At 71.2% G+C, this 14,791-nt stretch carries 15 protein-coding genes; 10 read left to right on the forward strand and 5 right to left on the reverse strand.

Features of this window, described 5'->3' with window-relative positions:
* Nucleotides 1-80 precede the first annotated feature (80 nt).
* Complete coding sequence (gene fabG / locus ACTJKF_RS14255; RefSeq protein WP_440624162.1) at nt 81-797, reverse strand: 3-oxoacyl-ACP reductase FabG; 717 nt, start codon at nt 795-797, stop codon at nt 81-83.
* 115 nt (nt 798-912) lie between these two features.
* Complete coding sequence (locus tag ACTJKF_RS14260) at nt 913-1,197, reverse strand: phosphopantetheine-binding protein (protein WP_440624163.1); 285 nt, start codon at nt 1,195-1,197, stop codon at nt 913-915.
* Between the two features lie 580 nt (nt 1,198-1,777).
* Here ACTJKF_RS14260 and ACTJKF_RS14265 point away from each other — a divergent pair.
* From ACTJKF_RS14265 to ACTJKF_RS14310, 10 genes are all read left to right on the forward strand, one after another.
* Complete coding sequence (locus tag ACTJKF_RS14265) at nt 1,778-2,422, forward strand: hypothetical protein (protein WP_440624164.1); 645 nt, start codon at nt 1,778-1,780, stop codon at nt 2,420-2,422.
* A 65-nt stretch (nt 2,423-2,487) separates the two neighbouring features.
* Nucleotides 2,488-4,236, forward strand: coding sequence for an AMP-binding protein (locus ACTJKF_RS14270; protein WP_440624165.1), 1,749 nt, complete (start codon nt 2,488-2,490; stop codon nt 4,234-4,236).
* The gene (locus ACTJKF_RS14275; protein ID WP_440624166.1) at nt 4,233-5,207 is read left to right on the forward strand and encodes an LpxL/LpxP family acyltransferase; all 975 of its coding nucleotides are present in this window, start codon (nt 4,233-4,235) and stop codon (nt 5,205-5,207) included. Before ACTJKF_RS14270 ends, ACTJKF_RS14275 begins: the two co-directional genes overlap by 4 nt.
* On the forward strand, nt 5,204-5,848 hold the full coding sequence (locus tag ACTJKF_RS14280) for a LolA family protein (protein WP_440624167.1): 645 nt from the start codon (nt 5,204-5,206) through the stop codon (nt 5,846-5,848). Before ACTJKF_RS14275 ends, ACTJKF_RS14280 begins: the two co-directional genes overlap by 4 nt.
* The gene (locus tag ACTJKF_RS14285) at nt 5,848-8,328 is read left to right on the forward strand and encodes an MMPL family transporter (RefSeq protein ID WP_440624168.1); all 2,481 of its coding nucleotides are present in this window, start codon (nt 5,848-5,850) and stop codon (nt 8,326-8,328) included. Before ACTJKF_RS14280 ends, ACTJKF_RS14285 begins: the two co-directional genes overlap by 1 nt.
* Complete coding sequence (locus tag ACTJKF_RS14290) at nt 8,325-9,227, forward strand: polysaccharide deacetylase family protein (protein ID WP_440624169.1); 903 nt, start codon at nt 8,325-8,327, stop codon at nt 9,225-9,227. The genes ACTJKF_RS14285 and ACTJKF_RS14290 overlap by 4 nt, the downstream gene beginning before the upstream one ends.
* Before the next feature lie 63 nt (nt 9,228-9,290).
* Nucleotides 9,291-10,514, forward strand: coding sequence for a beta-ketoacyl-[acyl-carrier-protein] synthase family protein (locus ACTJKF_RS14295; protein WP_440624170.1), 1,224 nt, complete (start codon nt 9,291-9,293; stop codon nt 10,512-10,514).
* A complete protein-coding gene (locus ACTJKF_RS14300) occupies nt 10,511-11,329 on the forward strand; it encodes a beta-ketoacyl synthase chain length factor (protein ID WP_440624171.1) in 819 nt (272 codons plus the stop codon). Before ACTJKF_RS14295 ends, ACTJKF_RS14300 begins: the two co-directional genes overlap by 4 nt.
* Nucleotides 11,326-11,847: a hotdog family protein gene (locus ACTJKF_RS14305; protein WP_440624172.1), complete on the forward strand. Its 522-nt coding sequence runs from the start codon at nt 11,326-11,328 to the stop codon at nt 11,845-11,847. Before ACTJKF_RS14300 ends, ACTJKF_RS14305 begins: the two co-directional genes overlap by 4 nt.
* Before the next feature lie 23 nt (nt 11,848-11,870).
* Nucleotides 11,871-12,164 carry a hypothetical protein gene (locus ACTJKF_RS14310; RefSeq protein WP_440624173.1) on the forward strand — a complete coding sequence of 98 codons (294 nt, stop codon included), beginning with the start codon at nt 11,871-11,873 and terminating at the stop codon, nt 12,162-12,164.
* Between the two features lie 86 nt (nt 12,165-12,250).
* Here the strand turns inward: ACTJKF_RS14310 and ACTJKF_RS14315 are convergent, their stop codons facing one another.
* The 3 genes from ACTJKF_RS14315 to ACTJKF_RS14325 form a co-directional block, all read right to left on the reverse strand.
* Nucleotides 12,251-12,451, reverse strand: coding sequence for a hypothetical protein (locus ACTJKF_RS14315; RefSeq protein WP_440624174.1), 201 nt, complete (start codon nt 12,449-12,451; stop codon nt 12,251-12,253).
* Nucleotides 12,452-12,648: 197 nt separating this feature from the next.
* Nucleotides 12,649-13,392: an acetoacetyl-CoA reductase gene (gene phbB, locus ACTJKF_RS14320; protein ID WP_440624175.1), complete on the reverse strand. Its 744-nt coding sequence runs from the start codon at nt 13,390-13,392 to the stop codon at nt 12,649-12,651.
* A 217-nt stretch (nt 13,393-13,609) separates the two neighbouring features.
* Nucleotides 13,610-14,791 (reverse strand): acetyl-CoA C-acetyltransferase (locus ACTJKF_RS14325; RefSeq protein ID WP_440624176.1); only part of this gene is annotated, 1,182 nt, incomplete at its 5' end.

The following is a 14,791-nucleotide window of genomic DNA, read 5'->3' on the forward strand; positions in this document are numbered from 1 at the left end:
CGTCGATCTCGGCCAGCAGACAGGACTGGATGCACTGACACTTCGATTTCCTCACTATGCGGCGCAGGCGCGCGTCGTCGTCATGCGAGCCCGCCGTTGACGGACAGCACCTGTCCCGTCACGTAGGCGGCCGCATCGGATACCAGATACGCGACCATCGCCGCGACTTCGTCGGGCCGGCCCGCGCGTTGCGCCGGCACGAGCTGCCTGATCCGTTCGGCCGGAAACGCGTGGTCGGCCATCGGCGATTCGATGATGCCGGGCGCGACCGCATTCACGGTGATGCCGCGCGACGCAAGCTCCAGCGACAGCGATTTCGTCGCGCCGATCAACCCCGCCTTCGCGGCCGCGTAATTGACCTGCCCGCGGTTGCCGGTCACGCCGGCGACCGATGCGATGTTGACGATCCGGCCATGCCGCTTGCGGATCATCGGCAGCAACAGCGGTTGCGTGACGTTGAAAAAACCGTTGAGCGTCACGTCGATCACGCTGTGCCATTGCCGGCGCGACATGCCGGCCATCGGCGCATCGTCGTGAATGCCCGCGTTGTTGACCAGGATCTGCACCGGTGCGTCGTCGATGAACGGCGCGAGCGCGGCGAGCGTCGCATCGGCGTCGGTCACGTCGAACGCGATCGCGTGCGCGGTGCCGCCGGCCGCGGCGATCCGCAGCGCGACCGCTTCCGCCTGCGCGAGATTCCGGTTCGCGTGCACCCAGACTTCATGGCCGGCCTGCGCGAGCGTCGTGCAGATCGCCTGCCCGAGTGCGCCGCTGCCGCCCGTTACGAGCGCCCGCATCGAATGACTCCGTTCATCGCGTTTCACCTCGATCGACGCGGCGGCGGATCGTCCAGCGACCGCTGCCGCGTGCCGTCATCACCTGCGTGCCGCGTCGCGCTCGCGCGCGCCGCCGTCACTTCGTGCGATGCGCGGCGACGTATTCGGCAAGCGCGCCGAGCGTCGCGAAGATCTTCTGGTTGTCCGGATTGTCCGAGCGCAGCTCGAAGCCGTACTTCTTCGAAATCAGCAGCGCGATTTCCAGGATGTCGATGGAGTCGAGCCCGAAGCCCTCGCCATACAGCGGGGTCCCGGCCGTCACCGTGTCGAGCGGGACGTCTTCGAGATTCAGTTCGCCGATGATCAGCGTGGCGAGCTCTTGTTCCAGTACGTTCATCATGCTTGCGGGCAGGCGGCCCATGGCAGCGGAGACATCCGGAAGCGGCACCTCCGGAAGCGGCAACTGTCGTGCACGCCCGGCGTGTGCGAAGCGCACGTGAATCTCCGTCCCTCCGGCGTCTGCCGGCTTCCCCGCCTGCGTTATTGGGGGTCGTTTGTAAAAGTTACGCGGATTCTAGACGATGGGTATCGGAGCGTATACCGGGAATGGTTACAGACTGAAGGCCGCCCGCGCGGCCGGTTTCGGGACCGGAACACACGAGACGCTTGAGCCGCTTCGGATGGAAATGAATCGCCCCCGCGAAAGGTTCAGTGCGCTGCCATACATTCGGTTACAAAACCCGGCCGCGCCGGTCCCGAACCCGCGCGCCGGGGCCCTAAAATGTGCGTGCACGACAACCGGCCCGGACCGCGTCCCGGCCGCCATTCATATGATGTTTTGACGGCCCGGCGCACGCGTCCGGCCCCCCGATCCGCCCGATGTTTCCAGCAGCCATGCCGCGCCCGTCCGTTTGTCCCGCTCCGGTTTGCCCGCCCGCTTGCCGCCGTGCCGCAGCCGCCGGCCGCAACGCACGCCCGCGCTGCGCGCCGGGAGCGCCGCGATGAGCTCGCCGCTCGACATCGCGCGCGGCGCCGGTGCGCTCGCCGCGGTGGCGGCGTACCAGATCGGCGCGCATTACGCGGCCGCGACGCCCGGCGCACACGGCTTCGGCCTCGCGATGGCACTCGTGCCGCCGCTGCTGCTCGCGCTCGGCGCGGCGTGGCGCTCGCCGAAGCGCGGCTGGCTCGTGCCGGCGTGGCTGCTGGCCGCCGTCGCGCTGTGGATCGCGCGCCTCCCGCTCGCGCGCCATTTCGAATGGGGCCTGTATCTGGAGCATGCGAGCTTCAACCTCGCGATGGCGCTGCTGTTCGGCCGCACGCTGGTGGCCGGCCAGATGCCGCTGTGCACGCGCTTCGCGACGATGATCCACGGCACGATCACGCCCGCCATCGCGCGCTACACCCGGCGCATCACGCTCGCGTGGACGCTGTTCTTCGTCGCGATCGCCGCGGTGTCGACGCTGCTGTTCGCGACCGCGCCGATCGTCGCGTGGTCGACGTTCGCGAACTACCTGTCGCTGCCGCTCGTCGCCGTGATGTTCGCCGCCGAGCATGCGTGCCGGCGCTTCGCGCTGCCGCACGATGCGCGGCCGCGGATGGTCGACGCGGTGCGCGCCTACCGCGCGTCGACCCAGCCGTCACGATGAATCCATGGCCGGCGCGGCGCCGCATCGCGGCCGCGCCGGTCACCGCCTTTCGCTTCAGCCGATTTATGCCGACTTACCCGCTGGTATTCCATTCCTCGCCGGACCAGACGATCGCCTGGCGCGACGGCACGCCCGTCAGCGTGCGCGCGTTCGTCGCCGACGTCACCCGCGTGGCTGCCGCGCTGCCCGCCGGCGGCCACGTGTTCAACGTGTGCCGCGACCGCTACCGCTTCGCGGTCAGCCTGTGCGCGGCGCTGGTCGCCGGCAAGATCAGCCTGCTGCCGTCGACGCATACGCGTGAAACGGTGCGCCAGCTCGCGTCGTTCGCACCGGACGCGTTCTGCCTGCACGATGCGCCGGACTGCACGATCGACCTGCCGCGCTTCGCGTATCCGGACGCCGCACCGGCGGCCCTCGACGACGACGCACCGTGGGCGGTGCCGCAGATCGACGCGGCGCGGATCATGGCCTACGTGTTCACGTCCGGCTCGACCGGCGCGCCGGTACCGCACCGCAAGACCTGGGGCTTCCTGGTCGGCGGCGTGCGCGCGGCGGCCGAGCGCCTCGGCCTGCTCGACGGCCGCACGGCCACACTGATCGGCACCGTGCCCGCGCAGCACATGTACGGCTTCGAATCGACGGTGCTGCTCGCGCTGATCGGCGGCCTGGCGTTCAGCAACCGCCAGCCGTTCTACCCGCTCGACATCCGCGACGAACTCGCCGCGATCCCGCAGCCGCGCGTGCTCGTCACGTCGCCGATCCACCTGCGCGCGCTGCTGTCGGCCGGCCATCCGCTGCCGCCGGCCGCGCTCGTGCTGTCGGCCACCGCACCGCTGCCGGAAAAGCTCGCGGGCGAAGCCGAGGCCGCGCTCGACGCGCCGCTCGTCGAGATCTACGGCAGCACCGAAACCGGCCAGATCGCGACGCGACGCACGTCGCAAGGCGCGACCTGGCAGCTGTTCCCGGCGATCCGGCTCGATGCACATGACGCACATGACGCCGCCAGCGACGACAGCGGCCCGACCGTATGGGTGTCGGGCGGACACGTCGAAGTACCGGTGCCGATGGGCGACGCGCTCGAACTGCTCGGCGACGGCCGGTTCCTGCTGCACGGCCGCAAGGCGGACCTCGTCAACATCGCGGGCAAGCGCACGTCGCTCGCCTATCTGAATCATCAGCTGAACGCGATTGCCGGCGTCGTCGACGGCGTGTTCTTCATGCCGGACGAAGCCGCGCCAGCCGGTGCCGATGCGGCCCGAGAACCGGTCACGCGCCTCGTCGCGCTCGTGGTCGCGCCGACGCTCGCCGCCGCCGACCTGCAGCGCGCGCTGCGCGAGCGGATCGATCCCGCGTTCATGCCGCGTCCGCTCGTGTTCGTCGACGCGTTGCCGCGCAACGAAACGGGCAAGCTGCCGCGCAACGTGCTCGCCGCGCTCGTCGCGCGGCACACGCGCGCAGCCCCGGCCGCGGCCGACGCAACCGACGCGCCCGAGCACGCCGCGCCGCTCGCGTTCACGATTCCCGCCGATCACCCGGCGCTGCCCGATCATTTCCCGGGTCGACCGATCGTGCCGGGTGTCGTGCTGCTCGATCACGCGATCGCCGCGCTCGGCGCATCGCTGAACCGCCCGCTGGATACGTGGCGGCTGGCTTCCGCGAAATTCCTGAGCCCGGTCGCGCCCGGCGAGCCGCTCGATCTCGCATTCGACACGGCCGCCGGCGGCGCGATCCGCTTCACGCTGCGCGCCGGCGCGCGCGACGTCGCGACCGGCGTGCTGTCCGCGCCGCCCGCGGCGCAGGACGGGCACCCATGAAGCGCACTGCCTGGGCCCAGCGCCAGGAGCGCAGCAGCACGAGGTTGCTGCGCGCGATGACGTGGATTTCGCTGCGCTTCGGCCGGCGGGCGTCGCGCGTCGTCCTGCATGCCATCGCGATCTATTTCGTGCTGTTCTCGCCGATCGCGTGCGCGGCGTCGCGCGACTACCTGCGCCGCGTGCTCGGCCGCCCCCCACGCTGGCGCGACGTGTACCGGCACGTGTTCACGTTCGCGGCAACGATCCACGATCGCATCTACCTGATGAACGGCCGCTTCGACCTGTTCGACATTCGGCTGCATGGCGAGACGTGCGTCGATGCCGCGCTCGCCGGCGGGCGCGGCGCCTTCCTGCTGGGCGCGCATCTCGGCAGCTTCGAAGTCGTGCGGGCGATCGGCCGCACGCGTCCCGACCTGCGCGTCGTCGTCACGATGTACGAGGAGAACGCACGCAAGATCAATGCAACGCTCGCCGCCGTGAATCCGGCCGCGAAGCCGGAAGTGATCCCGCTCGGGCAGGTCGATTCGATGCTGAAGGTGCGCGAGCGCCTCGATGCGAACTGCATGGTCGGCATGCTCGCCGACCGCACGCTGCTCGACGACGCGGCTGCGTCGTTGCGGCGCCTGCCGCTGCTCGGCGCACCGGCCGCGTTCCCGCTCGGGCCGCTGTACATGGCCGCGATGCTGCGGCGCCCGGTGCTGTTCATGACCGGTCTCTACCGCGACGGCAACCGCTACGATGTGCACTTCGACACGCTCGCCGATTTCTCCGACGTGAACCGCGACGCACGCGCGGCAGCCGTCGACGCGGCGCTCGTGCGCTACGTCGCGCTGCTCGACCGGTACTGTCGCGCGGCACCGTACAACTGGTTCAACTATTTCGATTTCTGGCAGACCGGCAACGCCGCCGCGCGGCGCGACGCCGCGCACGCGTGCACCGACCTGTCCGCCACGAGGGATTCCGACGCATGATCGCCGTTCGCCGCCTGCTGCCGCTGTTCCGGCTGCCGCACCCGCTCGCGCCGCGCCGTGCCGCGCGCATGCTCGCCGTCACGGCCGCCATCGCGCTCGCGCTGCCTGCCCATGCAGCCGACACCGCGTCGGCGTGGACCCTCGACCGGCTGATGTCGGCGCTCGCGCAGCACAAGTCCGGGCGCGCGACGTTCACCGAGACGAAGACGCTGTCGATCGCCGCGCAACCGCTCGAATCGTCGGGCGAGCTCGTGTTCGTCGCCCCCGACCATCTCGAGAAGCACACGCTGAGCCCGAAGCCGGAGCATCTCGTCGTCGACGGCGACATGCTCACCGTCGAGCGCAACAACCGCACATACACGCTCGCGCTCACGCGCTATCCGGAACTCGGCGCGTTCATCGACAGCATCCGCGCGACGCTGGCCGGCAACCGCTATGCGCTCGAGCAGGTCTACAAGGTCGCGCTCGCCGGCCGCGGCGACGACTGGACGCTGACGCTCACGCCGCTCGATTCGCGGTTGCTGAAAGTGGTCAGCACGATCACGCTCGAAGGCACGCGCGACATGCTGCGCAGCGTCGCGATCCGGCAGGCCGACGGCGACCATTCGCTGATGCGCCTGCAACCGATTCCGGCGAACTGATGGACTCGCGCACCCAGCCGCCCGCACCCGTCACGCATCGCCCGCCCGCGTGGCGGCAGCGCGCCGTGCTCGTGTGGCTGCTCGCGCTCGTCGCGTGCGGGATCGCGATCGCCCGCGCGAACTTCACGGCCGACCTGTCCGCGTTCCTGCCGCGCGCCCCGAGCGCCGGGCAGCGCGTGCTCGTCGATCAACTGCGCGACGGCATCGTGTCGCGGCTGATCCTCGTCGCGATCGACGGCGGCGATGCGGCCACGCGCGCCGCGCTGTCGCGGCGCGTCGCCGGCACGCTGCGCGCCGACCGGCAATTCTCGGCGATCAACAACGGCGAAGCCGTGAACGACGCGCGCGACCAGTCGTTCGTGTTCGACCATCGCTACCTGCTGAGCCCGGCCGTCACGCCGCAGCGCTTCAGCGCCGACGGGCTGCATCAGGCGCTCGGCGACAGCCTCGACCTGCTGGGCTCGTCGGCCGGCCTCGTCGCGAAGGCGATGCTGCCGCGCGATCCGACCGGCGAAGTGACGGCGCTCGTCGGCCAGCTCGACAGCGGCGCGCAACCCGCCATCCGCGACGGCGTGTGGGCGTCGCGCGACGGCACGCGCGCGGTGCTCGTCGTGCAGACGGTGGCCGCCGGCTCCGACACCGACGCGCAGGCACGCGCGATCGACACGGTGCGCCGCGCGTTCGCCGCCGCGACGCACACCCTGCCGAACCCGGCCGCGTACTCGCTCGCGATGACCGGCCCCGGCGTGTTCTCCGTCGACTCGCGCGACACGATCCGGCACGACGTCGAGCGGCTGTCGAGCGCAAGCGTCGTGCTGATCGTCGCGCTGCTGCTGACGCTGTACCGCTCGCCGCGCACGCTCGCGCTGGGGCTGCTGCCGGTGCTGACGGGTATCGCCGCCGGCATCGCGGCGGTCAGCCTCGCGTTCGGCACGGTCCACGGGCTGACGCTTGGTTTCGGCACGACGCTGATCGGCGAAGCGGTCGACTACTCGATCTACCTGTTCGTGCAATCGGCGCAGGCCGGCTCGCGCGGCACCGCGCGGCCCGCCGACGCGACGCGTGCCTGGGTCGCCGCATACTGGCCGACGATCCGGCTCGGCGTGCTGACGTCCGTGTGCGGCTTCGCGTCGATGCTGTTCTCCGGCTTTCCGGGCCTCGTGCAACTCGGGCTGTACTCGATCGCCGGGCTGACGGCCGCGGCGCTCGTCACGCGCTTCGTGCTGCCGCACCTGCGCGGCGAGCATGTCGCGATTCGCGACGTGTCGCGCGTCGGCGCGGTGCTCGCGCGGGCGGCCGCAGCCGCGCCGCGGCTGCGCTGGCCGCTCGCCGTGCTGGTGCTCGCCGCCTGCGCGACGCTGGTGCTGCATCGCGACGGCCTGTGGAGCCGCGAGCTCGCCGCGCTGAGCCCCGTTCCCGCCCGCGCGCAGACACTCGACGCGCGCCTGCGCGCCGATGTCGGCGCACCGGACGTGCGCTACCTCGTCGTGATTTCCGCGCCGACGGGACAGGCCGCGCTCGAACGCGCGGAGCAGGTCGCCGCGCAATTGCAGCCGCTCGTCGATCGCGGGGTGCTCGCGGGCTTCGAGAGTCCCGCGCGCTACCTGCCGAGCGACGCCGCGCAGCGCGCGCGCCAGGCGAGCCTGCCGGACGCGAACGTGCTGGCCGCGCGGATGCGCGCAGCCGTCGCGAACCAGCCGATCGCGGTCAAACCCGAGCTGTTCGCACCGTTCATCGCCGACGTCGAGGCCGCACGCCACGCGCCGCTGCTCACGCGCGCGGACTTGCGCGGCACGTCGATGGCGCTCGCCGTCGATGCCTTGCTCACCGAACGCGCCGGCCGCTGGAGCGCGATGCTGCCGCTGCGCGCGCCGGACGTCGCGCACACGGCCGCGGCGGCTGCGCCGGCACTCGATGCCGCGCCGATCCGTGCGGCCGTCGCGCGCGCCGGCGTGCCCGACACGCTGTTCGTCGACCTGAAGGACGAGGCCGACCGCCTGTACGTCAACTACGTGCACGAGGACATCCGGCTGTCGCTCGCGGGCTTCGCCGCGATCGCCGTGCTGCTGCTGATCGCGCTGCGCTCGCCGCGCCGCGTCGTGCGCGCGCTCGCGCCGCTGGTCGCGGCCGTGCTGGTGGTAACGGCCGGCTTCGCGCTCGCCGGCGTGCCGCTGACGATCCTGCATCTCGTCGGGATGCTGCTGATCGTCGCGGTCGGTTCGAACTACGCGCTGTTCTTCTGCAAGCGCGACGACGCGCAACCGGTCACGCCACCTACGCTCGTCTCGCTGCTGATCGCGAACCTCGCGACGGTCGCCGGTTTCGGCCTGCTCGCGCTGTCGCGCGTACCGCTGCTCGAAACCTTCGGGCTGACCGTCGGCCCCGGCGCAATGCTCGCGCTCGCGTTCGCGGCGATGCTCGCGCCGCGTACGCCGGCAGCAAACAACCCTCATCGTGATTCGACAGGAGCTCGCGCATGAACGCGCCATCGTCCGTTCCGCCGCGGCAGTCCGGCGCTCCGCGCCGCTGGAAACCGACGCCGCTGATCGCGGGCACGGTCGCACTGCACGCCGGCGCGCTCGCGGCCGTCGTCGCGCAGCCTGTCACGTGGCCGTGGGCCGCCGGCGGCGTGGTCGCGTCGCATCTCGCGTTGACGGCCGCCGGCCTGTGGCCGCGCAGCGCGCTGCTCGGGCCGAACTGGACGCGGCTGCCGGCCGATGCCGGCCGCCGCATCGCGTTGACGATCGACGACGGGCCCGACCCCGACGTGACGCCGCGCGTGCTCGACCTGCTCGATCGGTACGACGCGCGCGCGACGTTCTTCTGTATCGGCGATCTCGCGCGCCGCCATCCGCAGTGGATCGAAGCGATCGTCGCGCGCGGCCACGCGGTCGAGAACCACAGCCAGCGGCACCGGCATACGTTCTCGCTGTCGGGCCCCGCCGCGCTGCGGCGCGAAATCGTCGCCGCGCAGCAGACGCTGACCGAGCTCGCCGGCACGCGCCCGCGCTTCTTCCGCGCGCCGGCCGGCCTGCGCAATCCGTTTCTCGAACCGGTGCTGTGCGAGCTGGGCCTGCAGCTCGCCAGCTGGACGCGACGCGGCTTCGACACGCGTGCGCACGATGCGGACACCATCACGCGCCGCCTGCTGAACGGCCTTGCCGCGCGCGACATCCTGCTCGTGCACGACGGCCACGCGGCCCGCGACGCGCGCGGCGAACCGGTTGTGCTCGACGTGCTGCCGGCGCTGCTGCGCGCAGCCGCCGACGCGCGGTTGCAATGGACCACGCTGCGCGCCGCGCTCGCGCCCGAGCCACTCGAGCCACTCGAGCCGCCCGGCCAGCCGGGCATGGCGGCCCGCCCGTTTGATAAAATCTGACCACGTCCGGCGCGCTCGCCAGCCCTGCCGCGGCGCCCGTTCCGGCCACCGGATGCGACCCTCGTGAAACCTCTCCTGCTCTCGCACTTCACCGCCACCAGCTGCATCGGCCGCGGCCTCGACGCGACCCTCGACGCGCTGCGCCACGCGCGCGGCGGGCTCACGCCGTGCGACTTCGAGCGCGCCGATCTCGACACCTGGATCGGCGCCGTGGACGGCGTCGATGCGCAGCCCGTGCGCGCAGATCTCGCCGGCTTCGACTGCCGCAACAACCGCCTCGCGCAGCTGGGGCTCCGGCAGGACGGCTTCGACGCGCACGTCGCGGCGGCCGTGTCGCGTTACGGCGCCGAGCGCGTCGGCGTGTTCGTCGGCACGAGCACATCCGGCATCCTCGAAACCGAACGCGCGTACACGCAGCGCGATCCGGCGAGCGGCGCGCTGCCCGCCGGGCTCCGCTATGCGGATACGCACAATCCGTATGCGCCGGCCGCGTTCGTGCGCGCGTATTTCGCGCTGCGCGGGCCCGCGATGGCGGTCTCGTCCGCGTGCTCGTCCGGCGCGAAGGTATTCGGGTCCGCACGCCGGATGATCGAAGCAGGACTGATCGACGCGGCCATCGTCGGCGGCGTCGATTCGCTGTGCCTGACGACGCTGTACGGCTTCAATTCGCTCGAGTTGCTGTCGCGCCGGCCGTGCCGGCCGTTCGACGTCGCGCGCGACGGCATCTCGATCGGCGAAGCGGCCGCATTCGCACTCCTCGAACGCGTGCCCGATGCGCCCGCCGCACTCGACGATGACGCGATCCTGCTGCTCGGCATCGGCGAATCGAGCGATGCGCATCACATGTCGTCGCCGCATCCGGAAGGGCTCGGCGCGCGCGTCGCGATCGAACAGGCGCTCGCTTCGGCCGGCCTTGCTGCAACCGACATCGACTACGTGAACCTGCACGGCACCGCGACGCCCAGCAACGATGCCGCCGAAAGCCGCGCGGTCGGCGCGCTGCTCGCGCGCACGCCGTGCAGCTCGACGAAAGGGGCGACCGGTCACACGCTCGGCGCCGCCGGCGCGCTCGAAGCGGTCATCGCCGCGCTCGCGCTGCGCGAGCAGTTCGTGCCGGCCGGCGTCAACACCACGCACCCCGATCCGGCGCTGGTCGCCGACTACGTGCTCGCGAGCCGCGCTGCGCACATGCGCGCGGTCCTCTCCAATTCGTTCGGTTTCGGCGGCACGAACTGCAGCCTGATCCTCGGCAGCGCCGAGCATGCGGGCCATCGGGAGCCGACATGACCCTCACCGCCTTCATCGAAAGCGTCGGCCTCGTCGGGCCGGGGCTGAACGACTGGCCGCACGCGACCGACGTGCTCGCGGGCCGCGCGGCCTACGCGAGCGCGCGCACGGTGCTGTCGCCGCCGGCCAGCCTGCCGCCGGCGGAACGGCGCCGCACCGGCGCCGTCGTGCGCATCGCGCTCGCGGCCGGCCTGGAAGCGGTCGCGGCAAGCGGACGCGATGCGGCCACGCTCGCGACCGTGTTCAGCGCGTCCGGCGGCGACGGCCCGAACTGCCACGCGATCTGCGCGACCCTCGCCGGCGATGATCGCCACCTGTCGCCCACGCGCTTTCACAACTCGGTGCACAACGCGCCGGCCGGCTACTGGAGCATCGCGACCCGCTCGATGGCAACGTCGAACGTGCTGTGCGCGCACGACGGCAGCTTTGCCGCCGGCCTGCTCGAGAGCCTGTGCCAGGTCGCGGTCGAGCGCGTGCCGAGCCTGCTGATCGCGTACGACACCGATTACCCGGAGCCGCTGCACGCGGTGCGGCCGATCGTCGACGCATTCGGCGTCGCGCTCGTGCTCGCACCCGACGCGAACGCACGCACGCTCGCGCGCATCGACGTGCAGCTCACCGACGCACCGGCGACGCCGCTCGCGAACCCGGAGCTCGACGCGCTGCGCACCGGCAATCCGGCCGCGCGTGCGCTGCCGCTGCTCGCCGCGCTCGCCGCGCGGCATGCGACGCGCATCGTGCTCGACTATCTGGCGGATACGCGCGTGCAGGTCGATATCGCGCTGCCGGATGCCACCACGGAGCCCCCGCAATGACGACGCCCATCGCGACGCCGACAGCGACGCTCGACCACGCCTGGATCGCCGCGCGCATTCCGCATGCGGGGTCGATGTGCGTGCTCGATCACGTCGAAGCCTGGGATGCCGCGCGCATCCGCTGCAGCGCGACGAGCCACCGCGACCCGCACAATCCGCTGCGCTCGCGCGGCCGGCTCGCGTCGGTCTGCGGCATCGAATACGCGGCGCAGGCGATGGCCGTGCACGGCGCGCTGCTCGGCGCGCAACAGGCGCAGACGGACCCCGCGCGGCCGCGCGTCGGCTATCTCGCGAGCGTGCGCGGCGTCGATGCGTTCGTCGATCGGCTCGACACGTTCGCGCTGCCGCTGACCGTCGATGCCGAACGTATCGGCGGCGATGGCCGCTCCGTGCTGTACGGCTTCGCGCTACGCTGCGGCGAGCGCGTGCTGCTCAGTGGCCGTGCCGCGGTGATGCTCGATGCATCGGCGGCCGGCGCCTTTGTTCCGCCGCCGGCAGGCTGCGCGGACCCTCGATGAATTTGCCCCAAGGAAGCCAGGCCGTGAAAGTACGTCAGTTCATTTGCACCGCGTTCGTTCTTGCGCTGATCAGCCCGATCGCACACGCGGACATGTCGGAAGTGAAGCAGGACATCAAGCGCGATTCGAAGGAAGCCGCGCACAAGACCGGCGAGGCCGCGCGCGACTTCGGCCATGCGACCGCGAGCGCCGCGAAGACGGTCGGCCACGGCATCGCGCATGCGTCGCGCGAGGGCTGGGATGCCACCAAGCGCACGACGAAGCGGATCTTCCACAAGAACGATTCGGGCGCAGGCGCGGAGAAGAAGAGCGATTGAGCGTGAGCGTGCCGCGCACCGCCGGCGGGATGTGCGGGATGCGGCACGGCGCCCGAACGCGCCGCTGCCGCACCGCTACCGTCATGTCATCGCGCGCCGCTGCGGGTGCGGCGCGCCGGCCCGCGCGCGAGGCTCTTGCCGTACGCGACGAGCCAGCAATCGCGATGATCGAAGTTTCGCAGCAACCGCGCGCGGCGCCGCTCGAGCCAGTGAAGCGCGATCGCCATCGTCAGCGCGACGGCCAGTGCCGAGCCGCCGATCGCGAGTCCCATCCAGGTGTCGCCCATGCCTCCTCCGGAATACGGGGCCGGCACGGCGCGCGTACCGCGACACGGTAGCCGGAGCGCGGGCGCATGCGGCCCGCCGCATGCGCGGCGAGCCTCGTCCGTGATCCGTCATCGCGCGCGTGCGCGCCGCCCCGGCGCTGGATACAACGGGAGCACGGCCCGGACGCGCGCGCGAACGCCGCCCGGGCCGCCGCGCGTCAATTCATGTGCTGGCCGCCGTTGATCGCGATGTTGGAGCCCGTCACGAAACCGGCGTCCTCCGAACACAGATACGCGACCAGCGCCGCGACTTCCTCGGGCTGACCGAGCCGCCCCGCCGGAATCTGCGGCAGGATCTTCGTATCGAGGATGTCCTGCGGGATCGCCGTCACCATCTTCGTCGCGAGATAGCCCGGCGACACCGTGTTCACCGTCACGCCCTTGCGCGCGATCTCGAGCGCGAGCGATTTCGTGAAGCCGTGCATGCCGGCCTTCGCGGCCGCGTAGTTGGTCTGGCCGACCGACCCCTTCGAGCCGTTGACCGACGCGATGTTGACGATGCGGCCCCAGCCGCGCTCGACCATGCCGTCGCAGACCGGCTTCGTCATGTTGAACACGGAATCGAGGTTGGTGCGGATGACCGCGTCCCAGTTGACCTTGTCGAGCTTGCGCAGCGTCATGTCGCGCGTGATGCCCGCATTGTTCACCAGGATGTCGACCGGGCCGACGTCCCGGACGATCTTCTCGATGCACTGCTGGCACGAATCGTGGTCGGCCACATCCACCGGATACGCGTGGAATTCGCGGCCGGCCGCGTGCATCTCGGTCAGCCAGCGATCGGCGCCGGTATTGCTCGGCGAATACGTGACGACGACCTGGTAGCCCGCATCGTTCAACCGGATGCTGATCGCTTCGCCAAGACCGCCCATCCCACCCGTCACAACTGCAATTCGCTTAGTCATCCTATTGTTCACCGACAAGAAAAGTATTCAATGATGCGCGACGGCTGCATGGCACATGCCGCCGTCGCGCCGCTGCGATGCGCTGCCGTCCGCAAGACGGACGCGGCGCGCATCGGAACATCACGCTTGTTGTTGGTAGCGTGTTGCGCGCGAAGCTCGCTTCGCGCGTGTGCGGCGCAGGCCGGCGCCGCACGCGTGCACTATCGCCAGACCCGCTTCAACCGCGCTCGACCGCGAGTGCGACACCCATCCCGCCACCGATGCACAGCGACGCCAGCCCGCGCTTCGCGTCGCGCTTGACCATCTCGTGCAGCAGCGTCACCAGGATCCGGCAGCCCGACGCGCCGATCGGATGGCCGATCGCGATCGCCCCGCCGTTCACGTTCACCTTCGACGTGTCCCAGCCCATCTGCTTGTGCACCGCCAGCGCCTGCGCCGCGAACGCCTCGTTGATTTCCATCAGGTCCAGGTCGCCCGGCGTCCAGCCCGCGCGCTCCAGCGCACGGCGCGACGCCGGCACCGGGCCCATGCCCATCACGCTCGGATCGACGCCCGCGTTCGCGTAGGCCTTGATCCGCGCAAGCGGCGTCAGGCCGAGTGCCGCCGCCTTCTGCGCCGACATCACCAGCACCGCCGCCGCGCCGTCGTTCAGGCCCGACGCGTTCGCCGCCGTCACCGAACCGTCCTTCGCGAACGCCGGCTTCAGGCCCGCGAGCGACTCCGCCGTCACGCCGTGACGCACGAACTCGTCGGTCGCGAACTGCAGCGGCTCGCCCTTGCGTTGCGGAATCGCCACCGGCACGATCTCGTCGTCGAAGCGGCCGGCCTTCTGCGCGGCTTCCGCCTTGTTCTGCGACAGCGCCGCGAATGCGTCCTGCTCTTCGCGCGTGATCCCGTATTCCTTCGCGACGTTCTCCGCCGTGATCCCCATGTGGTACTGGTTGTACACGTCCCACAGGCCGTCGACGATCATCGTGTCGACCAGCTTCGCATCGCCCATCCGGAAGCCGTCGCGCGAGCCCGGCAGCACGTGCGGCGACGCGCTCATGTTTTCCTGGCCGCCCGCGACCACGATCTCCGCGTCGCCCGCCATGATCGCGTTCGCCGCCAGCATCACGGCCTTCAGGCCCGAGCCGCACACCTTGTTGATCGTCATCCCCGGCACGGCCGCCGGCAGCCCGGCCTTGATCAGCGACTGGCGCGCCGGGTTCTGGCCCGAACCCGCCGTCAGCACCTGGCCCATGATCACTTCGCTCACCTGCTCCGGCTTCACGCCCGAGCGCTCCAGCACCGCCCGAATCACCGTCGCGCCCAGTTCGGGTGCCGCGATCTTCGCGAGCGAGCCGCCGAATTTGCCGACCGCGGTCCGCGCGGCCGATACGATCACTACGTCCGTCAT

Source organism: Burkholderia sp. 22313 (genome assembly GCF_052045245.1).
GTDB lineage: Bacteria > Pseudomonadota > Gammaproteobacteria > Burkholderiales > Burkholderiaceae > Burkholderia.